The following is a 15,318-nucleotide window of genomic DNA, read 5'->3' as shown; positions in this document are numbered from 1 at the left end:
ATGACCGAATACGTGAACTACGCGACGGGCGAGCCGGTCACCGACTCCAAGGCGCCGTCCGGCCCCATCCACGAGCGCTGGGACAAGCGCCGCTTCGAGGCCAAGCTGGTCAACCCCGCCAACCGGCGCAAGCACACCATCATCGTGGTCGGCACCGGCCTCGCCGGCGGCTCCGCGGGCGCGACGCTGGCCGAACAGGGCTACCACGTCGTGCAGTTCTGCTACCAGGACTCCCCGCGCCGAGCCCACTCCATCGCCGCGCAGGGAGGCATCAACGCGGCGAAGAACTACCGCAACGACGGCGACTCGATCCACCGGCTGTTCTACGACACCGTCAAGGGCGGCGACTTCCGCGCCCGTGAGTCCAATGTCCACCGTCTCGCGCAGATCTCGGTCGAGATCATCGACCAGTGCGTGGCCCAGGGCGTGCCCTTCGCCCGCGAGTACGGCGGCCTGCTCGACACCCGCTCCTTCGGCGGCGTCCAGGTCTCCCGCACCTTCTACGCCCGCGGCCAGACGGGCCAGCAGTTGCTGCTGGGCGCGTACCAGGCCCTGAGCAGGCAGATCGCCGCGGGCAACGTGGAGATGCACCCGCGCACCGAGATGCTGGACCTCATCGTCGTGGACGGGCGGGCCCGCGGCATCGTGGCGCGGGATCTGATCACCGGGAAGATCGACACGTACTTCGCCGACGCCGTCGTACTGGCCAGCGGCGGATACGGAAACGTCTTCTACCTGTCGACCAACGCCATGAACTCCAACGCGACCGCCATCTGGCGGGCGCACCGGCGCGGCGCCTACTTCGCCAACCCCTGCTTCACACAGATCCACCCCACCTGCATCCCGCGCACCGGCGACCACCAGTCCAAGCTGACGCTGATGAGCGAGTCGCTGCGCAACGACGGCCGGATCTGGGTGCCCAGGGCCAAGGGCGACACCCGCCCGCCGAACCGGATCCCGGAGGACGAGCGCGACTACTACCTGGAGCGCATCTACCCGTCCTTCGGCAACCTGGTCCCGCGTGACATCGCCTCCCGCGCCGCGAAGAACGTCTGCGACGAGGGCAGGGGAGTCGGCCCCGGCGGACAGGGCGTGTACCTGGACTTCGCCGACGCCATCCAGCGGATGGGCCGCAAGGCGGTCGAGGCCAGGTACGGCAACCTCTTCGACATGTACCAGCGGATCACCGACGAGGATCCGTACGAGGTGCCGATGCGGATCTACCCGGCGGTGCACTACACGATGGGCGGCCTGTGGGTCGACTACGACCTGCAGACGACGATCCCGGGCCTGTTCGCGATCGGTGAGGCCAACTTCTCCGACCACGGCGCCAACCGGCTCGGCGCCTCCGCGCTGATGCAGGGCCTGGCCGACGGCTACTTCGTGCTGCCGGCCACCATCAACGACTACCTGGCCCGCAACCCGCATCAGGAGACGGTGACGGCCGAACACCCTGCGGTCCAGGAGGCGTTGACCGAGACGGAGGACCGGCTGAACCTGCTGCTGTCCGTCGACGGCGACCGCACTCCCGACTCCTTCCACCGCGAAGTCGGCGAACTCATGTGGGAGTTCTGCGGCATGGCCCGCACCGACTCCGGACTGCGCAAGGCCCTGGAGCGCATCCCGCAGATCCGCGAGGAGTTCTGGCGGCGCATCAAGGTTCCCGGCACCGGCGAGGAGTTCAACCAGTCGCTGGAGAAGGCCAACCGGATCGTCGACTACCTGGAGCTGGCCGAGCTGATGTGCCTCGACGCGCTGCACCGCGCCGAGTCGTGCGGCGGCCACTTCCGCGAGGAGTCGCAGACCCCCGAAGGCGAGGCCGCCCGCAAGGACGACGAGTTCGGTTACGCGGCGGCCTGGGAGTTCACCGGCACCGGTGCGGCACCCGTCCTGCACAAGGAAGACCTGGTCTTCGAGTACGTCCACCCCACCCAGCGGAGCTACGCATGAAGCTCACCCTGCGCGTCTGGCGCCAGAAGAACGCCGACGCACAAGGCGCCATGTCCACGTACGAGGTGGACGGCATCTCCTCCGACATGTCCTTCCTGGAGATGCTGGACGTCCTCAACGAACAGCTCATCCTGTCCGGTGAAGAGCCGGTCGCCTTCGACCACGACTGCCGCGAGGGCATCTGCGGCGCGTGCTCGCTCGTGATCAACGGCGATGCGCACGGGCCGGAGCGCACCACCACCTGCCAGCTGCACATGCGGTCCTTCAAGGACGGCGACACGATCGACATCGAGCCGTGGCGGGCGGCGGCCTTCCCCGTGATCAAGGACCTGGTGGTGGACCGGTCCGCGTTCGACCGGATCATCCAGGCCGGCGGCTACATCACCGCGCCGACCGGCGCCGCTCCGGAGGCGCACGCCACGCCGGTGCCCAAGGCCGACGCCGACTTCGCGTTCGAGCACGCGGAGTGCATCGGCTGCGGGGCGTGCGTGGCCGCGTGTCCCAATGGCGCGGCGATGCTGTTCACCTCCGCCAAGGTCAACCATCTGAACGTGCTGCCGCAGGGCGCGCCCGAGCGGGAGACCCGGGTGCTGGACATGGTGGCGCAGATGGACGCGGAGGGCTTCGGCGGGTGCACGCTGACGGGGGAGTGCGCCACGGCCTGTCCGAAGGGGATCCCGCTCGTGTCCATCACGAACATGAACAAGGAGTGGCTGCGGGCCACCCGGAAGGCGGGAAAGCGGTAGCGTCCCACTGAGCGGAAGACGTTCGTCGCACAGACGAACGGGCGGGGCCGGCGATGGTGCTCACCGGCCCCGTCTCGTGTTCGGTGATCGCCGGTATCCCGGCGTTCAGCATTCCCACATCCCCTCTCCGGGCACAGGTCACGCGCACGCCAACCGGCGTCGGAAGAACTGGAGCGGCGGGCCGTACGCCCCCGCTCGCCGCCGTCGCCGAACCGGCCCGTGACCAGGAGAGAGCCATGACCGGCGTTTCCACCCTCGACCGCCCCCCGCAGCCCGAGGCACCGACCCGCTACACCGTCACCCTCGCCCGTGACGAGGACGACGTGCGGGCCGCGCAGCGGCTGCGGCACGACGTCTTCGCCGGTGAGATGGGGGCCCTGCTGGCCACGCCGCAGCCGGGACTGGACGTCGACGCCTTCGACGCCTACTGCGACCACCTGCTCGTGCGCGACACCGGCACCGGGCAGGTCGTCGGCACCTACCGGCTGCTGCCGCCGGAGCGGGCCTCGGTCGCCGGCCGGCTCTACTCGGAGGGCGAGTTCGAGCTGGGCGCGCTGGACGCGATCCGGCCCGGACTGGTCGAGGTCGGCCGCTCCTGTGTGCACCCCGACCACCGCGACGGCGCGGTCATCGGCCTGATCTGGGCCGGGATAGCCCGCTACATGGTCGACCGCGGGCACGAGTGGCTGGCGGGCTGCTGCTCGGTGCCGCTCGCCGACGGCGGCACCCTCGCGACGGCCACCTGGGAGCGGGTGCGCGCCAAGCACCTGGCACCCGAGGAGTTCCGGGTACGACCGCTGCTGCCCTGGATCCCGAACACCGAGGCCCCGGCCGGGCGCAGCGAGCTGCCCGCCCTGCTGCGCGGCTATCTGCGCCTCGGCGCCTGGGTGTGCGGCGAGCCCGCGCACGACCCGGACTTCGGGGTCGCCGACATGTACGTGCTGCTGTCGATGCGCCGGGTGAACGCGCGCTATCTGCGGCACTTCCTCTCCCTCGTGCCGGCCTGATGAGCGTCTGGCTGCCCAGCGCGCCCTGCAGCCCGGGCGCCTGTGTGGAGCCGGCCCGGGCCGCCGCGGCCGTACCCCGGGCCGTGCTGCGGCTGACCGCGGTCGTGGTCCTGGTGCTGGCCGGGATCGTGCTGTCCCCGCTCGGCGGGAGGATCCCCGCCGAGTGGGTCAGGCGGTGGTGCCGGGCGATCGTGCGGGCCATGGGGGTACGGGTCCGCTTCACCGGCGGCGCCGCACCGGCCGGCGGGCTGCTGCTGGTGGCCAACCACGTCTCGTGGCTGGACATCCCGCTGCTGACCGCCGTACGCCCCGCCCGGATGCTCGCCAAGACCGAGATCCGGCAGTGGCCGGTCGCGGGCGCGCTGGCCGCCCGCGGCGGGGCGCTGTTCATCGAGCGGGACCGGATCCGCGCCCTGCCCGAGACGGTCGCCCGGATCGCCGAGGCGCTGCGCGAGGGCGCGGCCGTCGCCGCGTTCCCCGAGGGCAGCACCTGGTGCGGGCGGGTCCACGGCCGCTTCCATCGGGCCGTCTTCCAGGCCGCGCTCGACGCCGGCGTACCCGTGCAGCCGGTCGGCCTGCGCTACCGGCAGGAGACCGGCGGCGGCCCGAGCACGGCGGCGGCGTTCGTCGGCGAGGACACCCTGCTCGCCTCCCTGTGGCGGGTGGCCCGCACCCGGGGCCTGATCGCGGAGGTGGAGGTACGGCCGGTGATCCGGCCCGGCGCCCACCCCGACCGCCGCGCCCTCGCCCGGGCGGCCCAGCCGGTCGCTCACGAGCCGGCCTGGACCCATGCGGCCCTGGTCGCGGGCCGGCCCGCGCACGCCGCGCCCGTCGGGACGGGGTAGCCGTTCACAGCAGGGGGCGTACGGCCAGCTCCGCCAGCCGCAGATATGCCTCCACCGTGCCCGCGCGCAGATCCTTCAGCTCCCAGCGCGGCGACTGCAGCGCGCTGTCGAAGGGCACGAGCAGCACCTGGGCGGGCGGGACGGTCAGCTGCCGGACGAAGGTGTCGGGCAGGGTCCGGCGGTAGGAACCGTCCGTCCGGGAGGCCACGACGAGCGCCTCGTCCGCCAGTTCGGGGCGTCCGGCGTCCCGGATCCTGCCGAGGAGGCGCGCCGCGTCGTCGCGGAAGGAATCGGTGGTGCCGCAGCACACGATCAGCCGGTCCGTGTGGTCGAGGATCACCTCCAGCGTCGCGTCCACGCGCACCGGCGCCCAGTCGGTCAGCACGAACGAGTAGTACGGCGTCGTGTGGGCCAGAACACGCATGTACTGGTGGGCGTGCGTGGAGTTGGGCCCGTAGTGCCCCGGGCGGTGCGCGAGCACCTCCAGGCCCGAGGGAAGGCGCGTGGTGTGGGCGCGGACCTGCTCGTACGACGGGCCGCGCGAGAGGTCGGCCAGGTCCCGGGGCACCGCTTGGTTGCGCTCGTGGGGCAGGAAGGCGTCGAGCGCTCCCTCGGTGGGGGCCCCGTCGACGGCGAGGACGGGTTCCGGCCGCACGGCGGCCAGCACCGAGCCCAGTGCCATCGTCGCGGTGGCCCGGCCGCTGTGGTGGTGGGCGCCGACCAGCGTCAGCCGCCTGCTGAACAGCAGCGGCTCGCGCAGCAGCGCGAGGCGTTCTCGGATGTGCCCGCGGGCCGCCTTGAAGCGGGACAGCGGCAGCTGCCGTCCGGCCTGCGGTGGCGTCGGGGGCGGGCTCAGCGGTACTGGCGCCGACAGCCTGCTGCCTGCCGGCATGACGGGGGACAGCGAGTCGTCGCCGGTCCGCAGCCGGGCCAGGGCTATGTACCGGGCCAGGGCGTCGGCGACCTCGCCGGCGGTGGGGCGGACAGCCGGGTCGTCGTCGAGGCAGCGCAGCACCAGGCGCCGCAGCTGCTCCCAGCCGTCCCCCTGCCACAGGTGCATGCCCTCCGGCAGACTCGGCACCTCGACGCCCGCCTTGCTGCTGATCAGCTGCAGCAGCGCGCCCAGCGCACGCATGCTGTCCGCGACGGTCGGCGCCGGGCCGGACCCCAGATACCGGTCGTCGACGGCGTAGTCGGACAGATCGGCGAGCGCCACGGTGCGGCGCAGCACGTACACGCTGTCCGTTCCGAAGTCGGCGGGCACCAGCCCGCCGGCGTGACACAGGGCGAGCGCGTTGGCCAGATGCCAGGAGACCAGCAGGCCGCGCACGAGGTCGAACGGGGCGGTGCCGTCCGCCAGGGCTCCCGCGAACACCTCGGACAGGCGCGGCGGCGCGGCGTTTCCGGCGTCCTGGTCGCCGACCGGCGCCATCGCGAGCCAGGGCGGTGAGTCCTCCAGACCGGTGGCTAGCAGCGCGGGCGCGTACTGGCCCTGCAGCCGGGACAGTGCCTCCGCCTCCATGGCGATCAACTGGGCGTTGGCCGCCGGGAGATCGGGCCGCGGGGTGCGCAGCACCGCCTCGGTGCCGTGTGCGTCGGTGCCCCGGTACAGAATCGTACGGCGGCCGCGGCGCCGGTATCGCAGGGTGTAGGGACCGAGCCGGACCGGGTCCGCGTCGGTCAGTGGAGCCCAGCCGTCGGCTCCCGCGGGCGTGCGCTCCGGCTCGCGGGAGGGCAGGCCGGGTACCCGCTCGAACGACACCCCGAAGCGGGCGAGCAGCCGGCGTTCGACGCTGGTGAACGGCTGGTGGGAGCCCGGCAGATGGGCGGAGCCGTCCGGATGGGCCAGCCAGGCCGGGAAGTCGGGCGAGTTGCCCGCGAGTTCCTCCAGATGGCGGCCGATCCGGCGGCTGGTGCGCAGGAGTTCGGCCTGCGGGACGGAGTCCAGGAGCACCGACTTCGACTCCTCGGCGAAGTCGAACACCCGGTGCTTGGCGGGCAGCGGTCCGGGCACCGGGGCCGGGTGCGGCCGGACCAGACCGCCCAGGAACACCTCCGCCAGATGCGAGGTCGTGGCCGGCCAGGGCACCGCCGACTGCACCAGCCTCATCACCGGCACCGACAGCGGGGAGACCGCGGCGAGATGGGCCGCCAGCCGGTAGGCCTCGGGGGTGGCCGCGTCCCGGAAGTGCTGGGCGCTGGTCAGGTCCCGGGCGTCGGCCACACTGCCGTACGGGTCGGGGTGGGCCAGCAGGGGCAGCTCCACGGTGGTGCCGGGGGAGGCGAGCAGCCGGGCCCAGTCCCGCAGCGACTCGGGGGTCGGCTCCAGGACGGGCACGGGCACCCCGTCGAAGGCGGACAGCTCCGGCGGCAGCACCGGATCGCTCACCTCCCAGGCGGCGTTGGCGCCACCGATCCTGCGAGTGGTGGCCTGCCAGCGCTCGGCGGCGATGCCGGAGGCCTCCCACATGTCCGGCGGCAGTGTCTGCAGGACCGCGGTCGGTCCGCGGGACGCCCAGCGGGCCAGCAGCCCGTGCAGGGCACCGGAGCGCCAGGCGGCGCCCATGCCGTCGCTGACGACGAGGACCAGGGTGCGGCCCGAGGGGTCGTTGACCGTGCTGAGCGGCAACGCACCGCTCTCGGGCCGGAACGGCCGCGTGTGCAGGCGGGGTTCGCGGGCGGCACGGGTGTCGAGGCCGAGGACACGGGTGGTGGCGAAGGCGCCCAACCGCTCCAGCAGGGTGCGCAGTTCGGCGCCGAGCCGATGCCACAGCAGCATCGACAGACCGTCGTCCACGAGCAGCGCCAGATTCAGCCAGCGCTCGCGCACCGGCCGTTCCACCACGTCGGGCAGCCCCGTCTCGGCCAGCTGGGCGGCGGTGCGCTCCTCGTCGATCTCCGTGCGGTAACGGCTGTCGCGGCGGCGGCGCAACGGCCGAAGCGCCCGGCCCAGGGCCAGCTCGTCGGCGAGGGCCTTGTCCTCGGGCACCCGCACCGGCATCGCCCGGCGCGGCTCGGGCGCGGACGGGGCGAGCCGCACCTCGGGCGCCGGACCGCGCCGGGCCGCCCCGTACAGGGCGGGGGTGGTGAGGTCGGGCAGGTCCGGGTCGTCGGGGTCCGGCGTGGGGGCCTGCGCGGCGGCCGGGCCTGGATCCGGCGCGGGGCCGGGCGCGGGGCGGCTGGGCACCGGCGGGGGTTCGCGCCGGAGCGGTGCCTCGGTGTCGGTGGGCAGGCGGCGGGCGAGCCAGAGCACGTCGAGGACCTGGTCCGCGTCCAGGTCGTGACCGCAGGACGCCAGTACCCGCAGTGCCTCGGCCAGTCGCCCGCCCCCGCCCGCCACGGTCACATCGCCCCGGTGAGCTGGTGCAGTACGGCGTCCAGCAGGCCCTCCGCGTCCAGGTCGACGCCCCCGGTGCGCAGGAACACGGCGTTCAGCAGCTGGTCGGTGGCGAGTTCACCGAGGGCGCGGCGGCGCAGGAAGGCGTCGATGAGGTCGTCCGCCTCCCGCAGCGCCTCCTCGCCCAGATGCGCGGCGACGATGGTGCGCAGCCGCTCCTCGTCGGGCACCGGCAGTTCCAGCCTGAGGCAGCGGCGCAGGAACGCGGGCGGGAAGTCCCGTTCACCGTTGCTGGTGATGATCACGACGGGGAACTCGGCGCACTGGACGAGGCCCTGGTGCACCCGGACCGTGCCCCGGTGGTCCGAGGTCTGCACCTCCACGTCGGCGCTGTCCTCCGGCAGCCGGACCAGCTCCTTGATCTCGAAGTAGCCCTCCTCGAACACGGTGAGCAGATCGTTGGGGAGGTCGACGTCGCCCTTGTCCATCTCGTCGATGAGCAGACAGCGCGGGCCGGCCGAGGCCACCAGCGCGGTGCCGAGCGGCCCGAGGCGGATGAACTGCCCGATGGACGGCTCGCGGTCGCCGCGGTCCCGGCTGAGCGTGGTCTCCCGCAGCCGGCCGATGGCGTCGTAGACGTAGAGGGCGTCCGGCACGGTGGAGCGGCTGGTGACGGACCAGCGCAGCAGATCGCCGAGGCGCAGTTCCAGCGCGACGGCACGGGCGAGCGACGACTTGCCGGTGCCCGCGGGACCGGTCACCAGTAGCGGACGACGCAGATGCAGCGCCGCGTTGACGATGTCGGCGTGCCGCGGGTCGATCACGTACGGCAGCTTCGGGCGCGGCGCGCGCACCGGGGCGAAGCGCCGCCACGGCGGTGCGTCGGGCAGGGTGACCTCGCGGGGCACGCCGTCGCCTCGGAACAGTCGCCATGCGGCGTCGGCGGCGGATGTCATGGGCCCTCCTGGGGTTGGGACAGGTGCAGGCGGGGGACGGTGCGGTCGGCGTCGGCCCAGGCGAGGACCGGACGGCCGGGGAACTCGGGCGGATTGGCCCAGGCGCCCGCCCGGTAGCTGTGGACACCGTCGGGCAGCTCCCGGGTGGCGACCCGCGCCATGTGCCGGACACTGTGCGAGGGCCCGTCCTCGCCGCGGTCCCACATCACCACAGGTATGCCCAGCGCCAGGCAGGTCTGCACGATGCGGTCCCGGGGAGGACCGGGCGGTACGTCCACGGAGACGCGTACCGTGTCGAGTTGGTTGACGAGCTGCGAGTAGAGCGTGTCCCGGTCGGCGGGGTCCGAGACGACGAGCGCCTTGCCGGAGTCCAGGCGGCTCCATCTGCTGCGCCAGCGGGAGACGAACCGCCCGTTGCGGCGCAGCAGTTCGGGGCAGTGCACGACCAGCGGGTACTCCACCCCGAGCACCCCGGGCACCAGCTCGGCACGGCCCTGGGCCGCCCACTCGTCGACGGGCAGGTTCAGGCCGCCGCGGTCCACGAGCACCTCCACCAGCGGCGGACGCTCGTCCTCGGGCGGGGGCGTGAGCGAGTCCAGGACCCGCAGCACCTCTCGGGCCGCCTCGGAGGCGGTGTACGTCCGCACGCTCTCGGTGGACACCTGCCGGGGCCCGGCGCCCTCGTCGCACCAGATCCGCAGCCGGTGCCGGCTCCGCCCGGCCTTGGTCACCTGGACCAGGACGCGCACTCTGGCCGCCCGTCCGCGCACGGAACGCGCCCATTCCTGGGCGTCGTAGCGCCGCTCGCCCAGTGCCGAGCGCCCGATGCCGAGCCGGCCGGCCACCCGGTCCGACCACATCCGGAGCCGGGCCCGCGGGGTGTCGGGCGCGAGGGCGGCGACGTACTCCACCACCCGTAGCAGCGCGGGCACCCGGCGCTCACCGTCGCTCGCGTGGCCGTCGCCGGGGAGGGTCTCCAGGCGGTCGACGAGCGCGTCCACGCTGTCGCCGCCCGGCTGGGCCGCCAGATGCGGTAACGCGGCGCGGACCGCCTCGGGGAACCGCGCGCTCACGGCGGGGTCGAGGGCACGCAGATGCCCGCGCAGGTCCGCGTACTCGGACGGGGACAGCAGCCGGGGAGTGCGGGACAGGGCGCCCGCGGCCAGCAGCCGGTCGGTGGACCTCGGGTCCTCCCGGCGCAACAGCCCGGTCAGTGCCGCGAGCGCCCGCGGATGCGTCAGCAGGAACGCGGCGAAGTCCTCGGCGGACGGCGGCCGGACATCGCTGCCGTGCTCCACTCCGCACAGCTGGGCGAGCCGGCGGGCCCGGTCGCCCCGCCCGGTGGGAGAGGGAAGGGCGTCCTCGATCGCCTGCAGCAGGAGCCCGAAGGCGTGCTCGTCGGTGTCGGGCGGCACGGGGCGGCATGCGTCCAGCACACCGAGGGGCCGCAGTTCGGCCTCGACGGCCTGCCAGGGGATGACCCAGCTGCGCCGGATGACGTTCTGGAAGTCGAGCGGGAGCGGATGCCCGGCGGCGTCGAGCGGCAGGAAGTGCCCCGCGACGAGGCCGACCACGGCGTCCTCCTCCTGACACCACAGGGGGCCGCCGCTGTAACCGACGTCGACCGCCATGCCGGTGGACGCGCCATCGACATAGCCGTGCGGACCGTGCACGGCGGCGACGGTGAGCCGGGCCACGGTGGCATCGGCACCGCTGCCGTGCCAGGCGCGGAGCTTCTGACCGACCGACAGGGCGGCCTGGCCGGGGCCGTCGGGCAGACCCGGGGCCGGGACGTCGACGCGGAGTACGGCGAGGTCGCCGAGCCACTCGCGGGCCCCCGGCCGCACCGGCCCGCCGTCCGGGGCACGGGGCGGGATCCAGTGGGCGACCCGGGCGAGGTGGCGCTGCGAGTCGACGGCGGACCTGCTCACTTCCACGGGTACGTCCACGTCCATCGGTGCCCGGGTGTGGAACATGTCCCGGCCCAGCGCGGCATTCACGACATGCGCGCAGGTCAGCACGGTGTCATGGCCGAGGACCAGCCCCGCGCCCGCCGTCCTGCCGTCCTCGGTCCGCCGCACCGTCACGACGTACCGGGACGGGTCGCGGCCACCGGCCTCCGCGGTGTGGAACCAGCCCACGCGTCACTCCGCGGGGTTCGTGCCGGCGTCAGGGGCGGGCTTCCAGCTGGCGGTGACGGTGAGATGGGCCTGTCCGGCGGCGCCGACGATCCCGAACTTGAGGTCCTGGCCCACCTGCACGCCGAAGGTCACGCTCAGCTCGGTCGGCGGCTCGGGCACCGCCGTGGCGGCGTCGTGGACCTCCTGCAGCAGCGGACCGAGCGGACGCAGCGCGCCGCGCAGCGCGCCGGCCGCGAGGTTCGCGACGGCCCGGCCGCCCGCCCCGACCGGCACCACTGTGCCCAGGCCCGCGGGGAGGTCGTCGTCCCGTGTGACAGGGGGTGCGCCCGCCGCGGGGGCGAGGAAGAAGCGGACCGGCGTGCCGTCGTCGAGTTCGAGTTCCGGTGAAGTGGACACCGTCACATTATCGTCAAGGAGCGGGCAGGGGCCGACCCGATGGTCCAACTCGGTTACCACATCGATGCATTGGGCACGGGTCGGTGAGGACGGAACTCAGGGCATGACCCGCGCCAGGTACGGTGCCGTGGCGCTGCCCGCCGCCCGTGCCACCCGCTCCGGAGGGCCCGACGCCACGATCCGGCCGCCCCGGTCGCCGCCGCCGGGGCCCAGGTCGATGACCCAGTCGGCGCCCGCGACCACCGTCATGTCGTGCTCGACCACCACGACCGTGTGCCCGGCGTCGACCAGCCCGTGCAGCCGGTCCATCAGCACCTCCACATCGGCCGGGTGCAGTCCGGTGGTGGGCTCGTCCAGCAGGTAGAGGGTGTGGCCGCGCCGGCCGCGCTGCAGCTCGCTCGCCAGCTTGATCCGCTGTGCCTCCCCGCCGGACAGTTCGGTCGCCGGCTGCCCGAGACGCAGATAGCCGAGGCCCACGTCGAGCAGCGTGCCGAGGCTGCGGGCGGCGGCCGGGATGTCGGCGAAGAACTCCGCCGCGGCCTCCACCGTCAGATCGAGCACCTCGGCGATGTTCCGTTCCCGGTAGGTCACTTCGAGGGTCTCGGGGTTGTAGCGGGCGCCGCCGCAGTCCGGGCAGGGCGCGTAGGTGCTCGGCAGGAACAGCAGCTCGACGCTGACGAACCCTTCGCCCTGGCAGGTCTCGCAGCGCCCACCGGACACGTTGAAGGAGAACCGGCCGACGCCGTACCCGCGCGCCCGCGCCTCCTCGGTGCCGGCGAACACCTTGCGTACGACGTCGAACAGGCCGGTGTAGGTGGCCAGGTTGGAGCGCGGGGTGCGCCCGATCGGCTTCTGGTCGACCCGGACCAGCCGGTCCACGCCGTGAAGGTCATCCGTCAACTCGCCGATGAGCGTGGACTTTCCGGAACCGGAGACCCCGGTGACGGCGGTGAACGCACCGAGCGGGAACTCGGCCGTCACCGCGCGCAGGTTGTGCCGGGTCACCGGACCCACCGTCAACCAGCCGCGCGGGGAGCGGACCTCACGCGCCGGGCCGGGTGACTCGTCGAAGAGGAACACGGCCGTCGCCGACTCCGCCACACACGCCAGCTCGGCCGGCGGCCCGCTGTACAGCACGCGTCCGCCGTGCTCGCCCGCGCCGGGGCCCACGTCCACCAGCCAGTCGGCGCCGCGCACCACCTCCAGGTGATGCTCCACCACGAACACCGAGTTGCCCGCGGCCTTCAGCCGGTCCAGCACGGTCAGCAACGCCTCGGTGTCCGCCGGGTGCAGTCCGGCGGACGGCTCGTCCAGGACGTAGACCACGCCGAACAGCCCGGAGCGCAACTGGGTGGCGAGCCGGAGCCGTTGGAGCTCGCCCGCCGACAGGGTGGGGGTGGACCGGTCGAGGCTGAGGTAGCCGAGGCCCAGTTCGACCACCGGTGCGATCCGGGACTTCAGGTCCTCGGTGAGGACCCGGGCGGTCTCGGTACGGCCGTCCAGCAGGGTCGCCAGATCGGTCAGCGGCAGCGCGGCCAGTTCGGCGATCGTCCGGCCGCCGAAGGTCACGGCCAGCGCCTCCGGCCGTAGCCGGCTGCCCCCGCACACCGGGCAGGGCGCGCTGGTCAGGAACCGTTCCGCCTTCGCCCGCAGCGACGCCGACCTGGTGTCCGAGAAGGTCTTCAGCACATACCGGCGGGCACTCATGTACGTTCCCTGGTACGGCCGTTGGATGCGGTCGGCGTCCCGGACCGGGTGGACGGTGACGACGGGCTGCTCGTCCGTGAACAGGATCCACTCCCGCGCCTGCGCGGGCAGCTCGCGCCAGGGCCGGTCCACGTCGTGGCCGAGGGCGTCGAGGATGTCGCGCAGATTCTTGCCCTGCCAGGCGCCGGGCCAGGCGGCGATGGCGCCCTCGCGGATGGACAGCGAGGGATCCGGGACCAGCAACTCCTCGGTGGTGTCGTGCACTTGGCCCAGACCATGGCACTCCGGGCAGGCCCCGGCCGCCGTGTTCGGCGAGAACGCGTCCGAATCGAGCCGTTCCGCGCCGGGCGGATACGCCCCGGCCCGGGAGAACAGCATGCGCAGGGAGTTGGCGAGAGTGGTGACCGTGCCCACCGAGGAGCGCGAGGTGGGGGCCGCGCGGCGCTGCTGCAGCGAGACCGCGGGCGGCAGCCCGGTGATCTCACCGACCTTGGGCGCCCCGACCTGGTGGATCAGCCTGCGCGCATACGGCGCGACCGACTCGAAGTACCGCCGCTGCGCCTCGGCGTAGATCGTGCCGAACGCCAGCGACGACTTCCCCGATCCGGACACGCCGGTGAACACGGCCAGGACGTCGCGCGGGATGTCGACGTCGACGCCCTTGAGATTGTGCTCGCGGGCGCCGCGGACGCGGACGTACTGGTCATGTGGGCTGTGCATAGAGGCACAACCCTATCCACGCCCGTGCGCCGCTACTGCGGAGGGTTGTCGCGGCGGTTCTGGTCGATGTACTCGTCCGCCCGCTTCTGCGCGGCGTCGACCTGGGACCTGTACTTGTCCTGGGTCCTCTGGTCGATCATGTCGCCGGCCTTGTCGACGCCCGTCCTGGCCTGGTCCTCGTGGCCCTTGAGCATCTGCTTGATCTTGTCCATCATGGACATGGCAGCCCTCCTGGTCGCTTGAGGCTTCCCTCCCAGGGTCACCGGCGCCGGCCGGGTCCGCATCTCGGGGTCGTGGGGCCCTGAGCGGCCCGGATTCAGCTGCCCGGGGTGAACAGCGCGGCGAGCCGCCGGTAGGAGTCCAGCAGGGCCGTACGGTCGTAGCCGCTGGTGGTGACCAGCACCTCGTCGGCGCCCGTCTCCTTCAGCACCGTCTCCAGCTCGTGCGCGACGTGGTCCTCGGTGCCGGCGATGTGCCCGGCGAGACCGCCCTCGTAGAAGCCGCGCTCCTTCGCGGTCATCGGGCGGGCCTCGATCTCCTCGGCCGGGGCGAGCGGCGGGAAGATGCCGTGGGTGCGCGAGTACGCCATCGACCAGGCCTCCGGGACCAGCAGCCGCCGCGCCTCCGCCTCGGTGCCGGCGACCGCGACCGTCCCGGAGATCACGACGTACGGCTCGGCCGCCCAGGGGGAGGGGCGGAACAGGGAGCGGTACTGGTCGATGCCGCGCAGCATCCTATCCCGGCCGCGCAGATCGCCGATCACCATCGGCAGTCCGGCGCGGGCCGCGATCCGCGCGCCCTCGCCCATGGCCAGCACGAACGGCGGCACCCGCAGTCCTTCGGCGGGGCGCGCCCGCACCCCGGTCGGCGAGCCGCCCTCGAACCAGCCCAGCAGTTCGCCGAGCTGTGCCGCGAAGTCCCCGGCCACCTCCTTGTCCCGGCCGAGGGCCTTGCGCACGCCGTCGGTGAAGCCGACGGAACGCCCGAGCCCCATGTCGATCCGGCCGGGGAACAGGGACTCCAGCACGCCGAACTGCTCGGCGACGACGAGCGGTTGGTGGTTGGGCAGCATCACCCCGCCGGTGCCGACCCGGATGGCGCGGGTGGCCGAGGCGACCGCGGCGGCCAGCACGGTCGGCGCGGAACCGGCGACCCCGGGCACACCATGGTGCTCGGACACCCAGAAGCGGTGATAGCCGAGCCGCTCCGCCTCCCGCGCCAGTGCGACGGTGTCCCGCAGCGCCTCGGCGGGCGGGTGTCCCTCGCGGGTGCGCGAACGGTCGAGGACGGAGAACCGGGTCCGGGCGATCACTGTGCTGCTCACACAGGGTTCAACGCCCCCAGGAGCCGGGAATTCCTGGCCCGTCGGCGCCTGGCTAAGACGCCGTCTCATTTGGAGTGTTGGGTAATCTGCACCATGTGGTGATGGTCGAACGCATGGTGCCGGACGGGTTGTGGGAGCTGTTCCAGCGGGTGGTCCCACCCGCTCCATCGCGGCCGCAGGGCGGCGGCC

Annotated in this window: 11 protein-coding genes and 1 pseudogene; 5 read left to right on the top strand and 7 right to left on the bottom strand. The window is 73.3% G+C overall.

Translation table 11 applies throughout. The features are described 5' to 3' along the window. From ACZ5NH_RS31350 to ACZ5NH_RS31335, 4 genes are all read left to right on the top strand, one after another. On the top strand, positions 1-1,950 hold the full coding sequence (locus ACZ5NH_RS31350) for a fumarate reductase/succinate dehydrogenase flavoprotein subunit (protein ID WP_468779980.1): 1,950 nt from the start codon (positions 1-3) through the stop codon (positions 1,948-1,950). Further along, positions 1,947-2,696: a succinate dehydrogenase/fumarate reductase iron-sulfur subunit gene (locus tag ACZ5NH_RS31345; protein ID WP_468779978.1), complete on the top strand. Its 750-nt coding sequence runs from the start codon at positions 1,947-1,949 to the stop codon at positions 2,694-2,696. Before ACZ5NH_RS31350 ends, ACZ5NH_RS31345 begins: the two co-directional genes overlap by 4 nt. A gap of 236 nt (positions 2,697-2,932) precedes the next feature. After that, positions 2,933-3,703: a GNAT family N-acetyltransferase gene (locus ACZ5NH_RS31340; protein ID WP_468779976.1), complete on the top strand. Its 771-nt coding sequence runs from the start codon at positions 2,933-2,935 to the stop codon at positions 3,701-3,703. Continuing rightward, positions 3,703-4,548 carry a lysophospholipid acyltransferase family protein gene (locus tag ACZ5NH_RS31335; protein ID WP_468779974.1) on the top strand — a complete coding sequence of 282 codons (846 nt, stop codon included), beginning with the start codon at positions 3,703-3,705 and terminating at the stop codon, positions 4,546-4,548. Before ACZ5NH_RS31340 ends, ACZ5NH_RS31335 begins: the two co-directional genes overlap by 1 nt. A 4-nt stretch (positions 4,549-4,552) precedes the next feature. On the opposite strand, the gene ACZ5NH_RS31330 is transcribed toward ACZ5NH_RS31335, so the two are convergent. The 7 genes from ACZ5NH_RS31330 to ACZ5NH_RS31300 all read right to left on the bottom strand — a co-directional run bounded on the left by ACZ5NH_RS31330 (position 4,553) and on the right by ACZ5NH_RS31300 (position 15,129). Further along, entirely contained in the window at positions 4,553-7,894 is a 3,342-nt protein-coding gene (locus ACZ5NH_RS31330) for an SAV_2336 N-terminal domain-related protein (RefSeq protein ID WP_468779972.1), read from the bottom strand. Continuing rightward, entirely contained in the window at positions 7,891-8,841 is a 951-nt protein-coding gene (locus ACZ5NH_RS31325; RefSeq protein WP_388633361.1) for an AAA family ATPase, read from the bottom strand. Before ACZ5NH_RS31325 ends, ACZ5NH_RS31330 begins: the two co-directional genes overlap by 4 nt. After that, entirely contained in the window at positions 8,838-10,982 is a 2,145-nt protein-coding gene (locus ACZ5NH_RS31320; protein ID WP_468779970.1) for a VMAP-C domain-containing protein, read from the bottom strand. The genes ACZ5NH_RS31325 and ACZ5NH_RS31320 overlap by 4 nt, the downstream gene beginning before the upstream one ends. 3 nt (positions 10,983-10,985) lie before the next feature. Continuing rightward, the gene (locus ACZ5NH_RS31315; RefSeq protein WP_468779968.1) at positions 10,986-11,378 is read right to left on the bottom strand and encodes a CU044_2847 family protein; all 393 of its coding nucleotides are present in this window, start codon (positions 11,376-11,378) and stop codon (positions 10,986-10,988) included. Between the two features lie 96 nt (positions 11,379-11,474). Then, complete coding sequence (locus tag ACZ5NH_RS31310) at positions 11,475-13,805, bottom strand: ATP-binding cassette domain-containing protein (protein ID WP_468779966.1); 2,331 nt, start codon at positions 13,803-13,805, stop codon at positions 11,475-11,477. Between the two features lie 32 nt (positions 13,806-13,837). Continuing rightward, a complete protein-coding gene (locus ACZ5NH_RS31305; RefSeq protein WP_388633372.1) occupies positions 13,838-14,026 on the bottom strand; it encodes an antitoxin in 189 nt (62 codons plus the stop codon). Positions 14,027-14,121: 95 nt separating this feature from the next. Continuing rightward, on the bottom strand, positions 14,122-15,129 hold the full coding sequence (locus ACZ5NH_RS31300; protein ID WP_468779964.1) for an LLM class flavin-dependent oxidoreductase: 1,008 nt from the start codon (positions 15,127-15,129) through the stop codon (positions 14,122-14,124). Between the two features lie 101 nt (positions 15,130-15,230). On the opposite strand from ACZ5NH_RS31300, the pseudogene ACZ5NH_RS31295 reads away from it, so the two are divergent. After that, positions 15,231-15,318 (top strand): annotated as a pseudogene (locus tag ACZ5NH_RS31295) (IS5/IS1182 family transposase); the annotation flags it as partial.

This window comes from Streptomyces sp. NPDC031426, from assembly GCF_055581585.1.
This window is presented reverse-complemented; position numbering and strand designations above follow the sequence as displayed.

What these genes read in the sequence shown, in the direction of transcription:
- ACZ5NH_RS31350 (WP_468779980.1), top strand. Translation starts at nt 1, where the DNA reads ATGACCGAATACGTGAACTACGCGACGGGCGAGCCGGTCACCGACTCC.
- ACZ5NH_RS31345 (WP_468779978.1), top strand. Translation starts at nt 1,947, where the DNA reads ATGAAGCTCACCCTGCGCGTCTGGCGCCAGAAGAACGCCGACGCACAA.
- ACZ5NH_RS31340 (WP_468779976.1), top strand. Translation starts at nt 2,933, where the DNA reads ATGACCGGCGTTTCCACCCTCGACCGCCCCCCGCAGCCCGAGGCACCG.
- ACZ5NH_RS31335 (WP_468779974.1), top strand. Translation starts at nt 3,703, where the DNA reads ATGAGCGTCTGGCTGCCCAGCGCGCCCTGCAGCCCGGGCGCCTGTGTG.
- ACZ5NH_RS31325 (WP_388633361.1), bottom strand. Translation starts at nt 8,841, where the DNA reads ATGACATCCGCCGCCGACGCCGCATGGCGACTGTTCCGAGGCGACGGC.
- ACZ5NH_RS31310 (WP_468779966.1), bottom strand. Translation starts at nt 13,805, where the DNA reads ATGCACAGCCCACATGACCAGTACGTCCGCGTCCGCGGCGCCCGCGAG.
- ACZ5NH_RS31305 (WP_388633372.1), bottom strand. Translation starts at nt 14,026, where the DNA reads ATGTCCATGATGGACAAGATCAAGCAGATGCTCAAGGGCCACGAGGAC.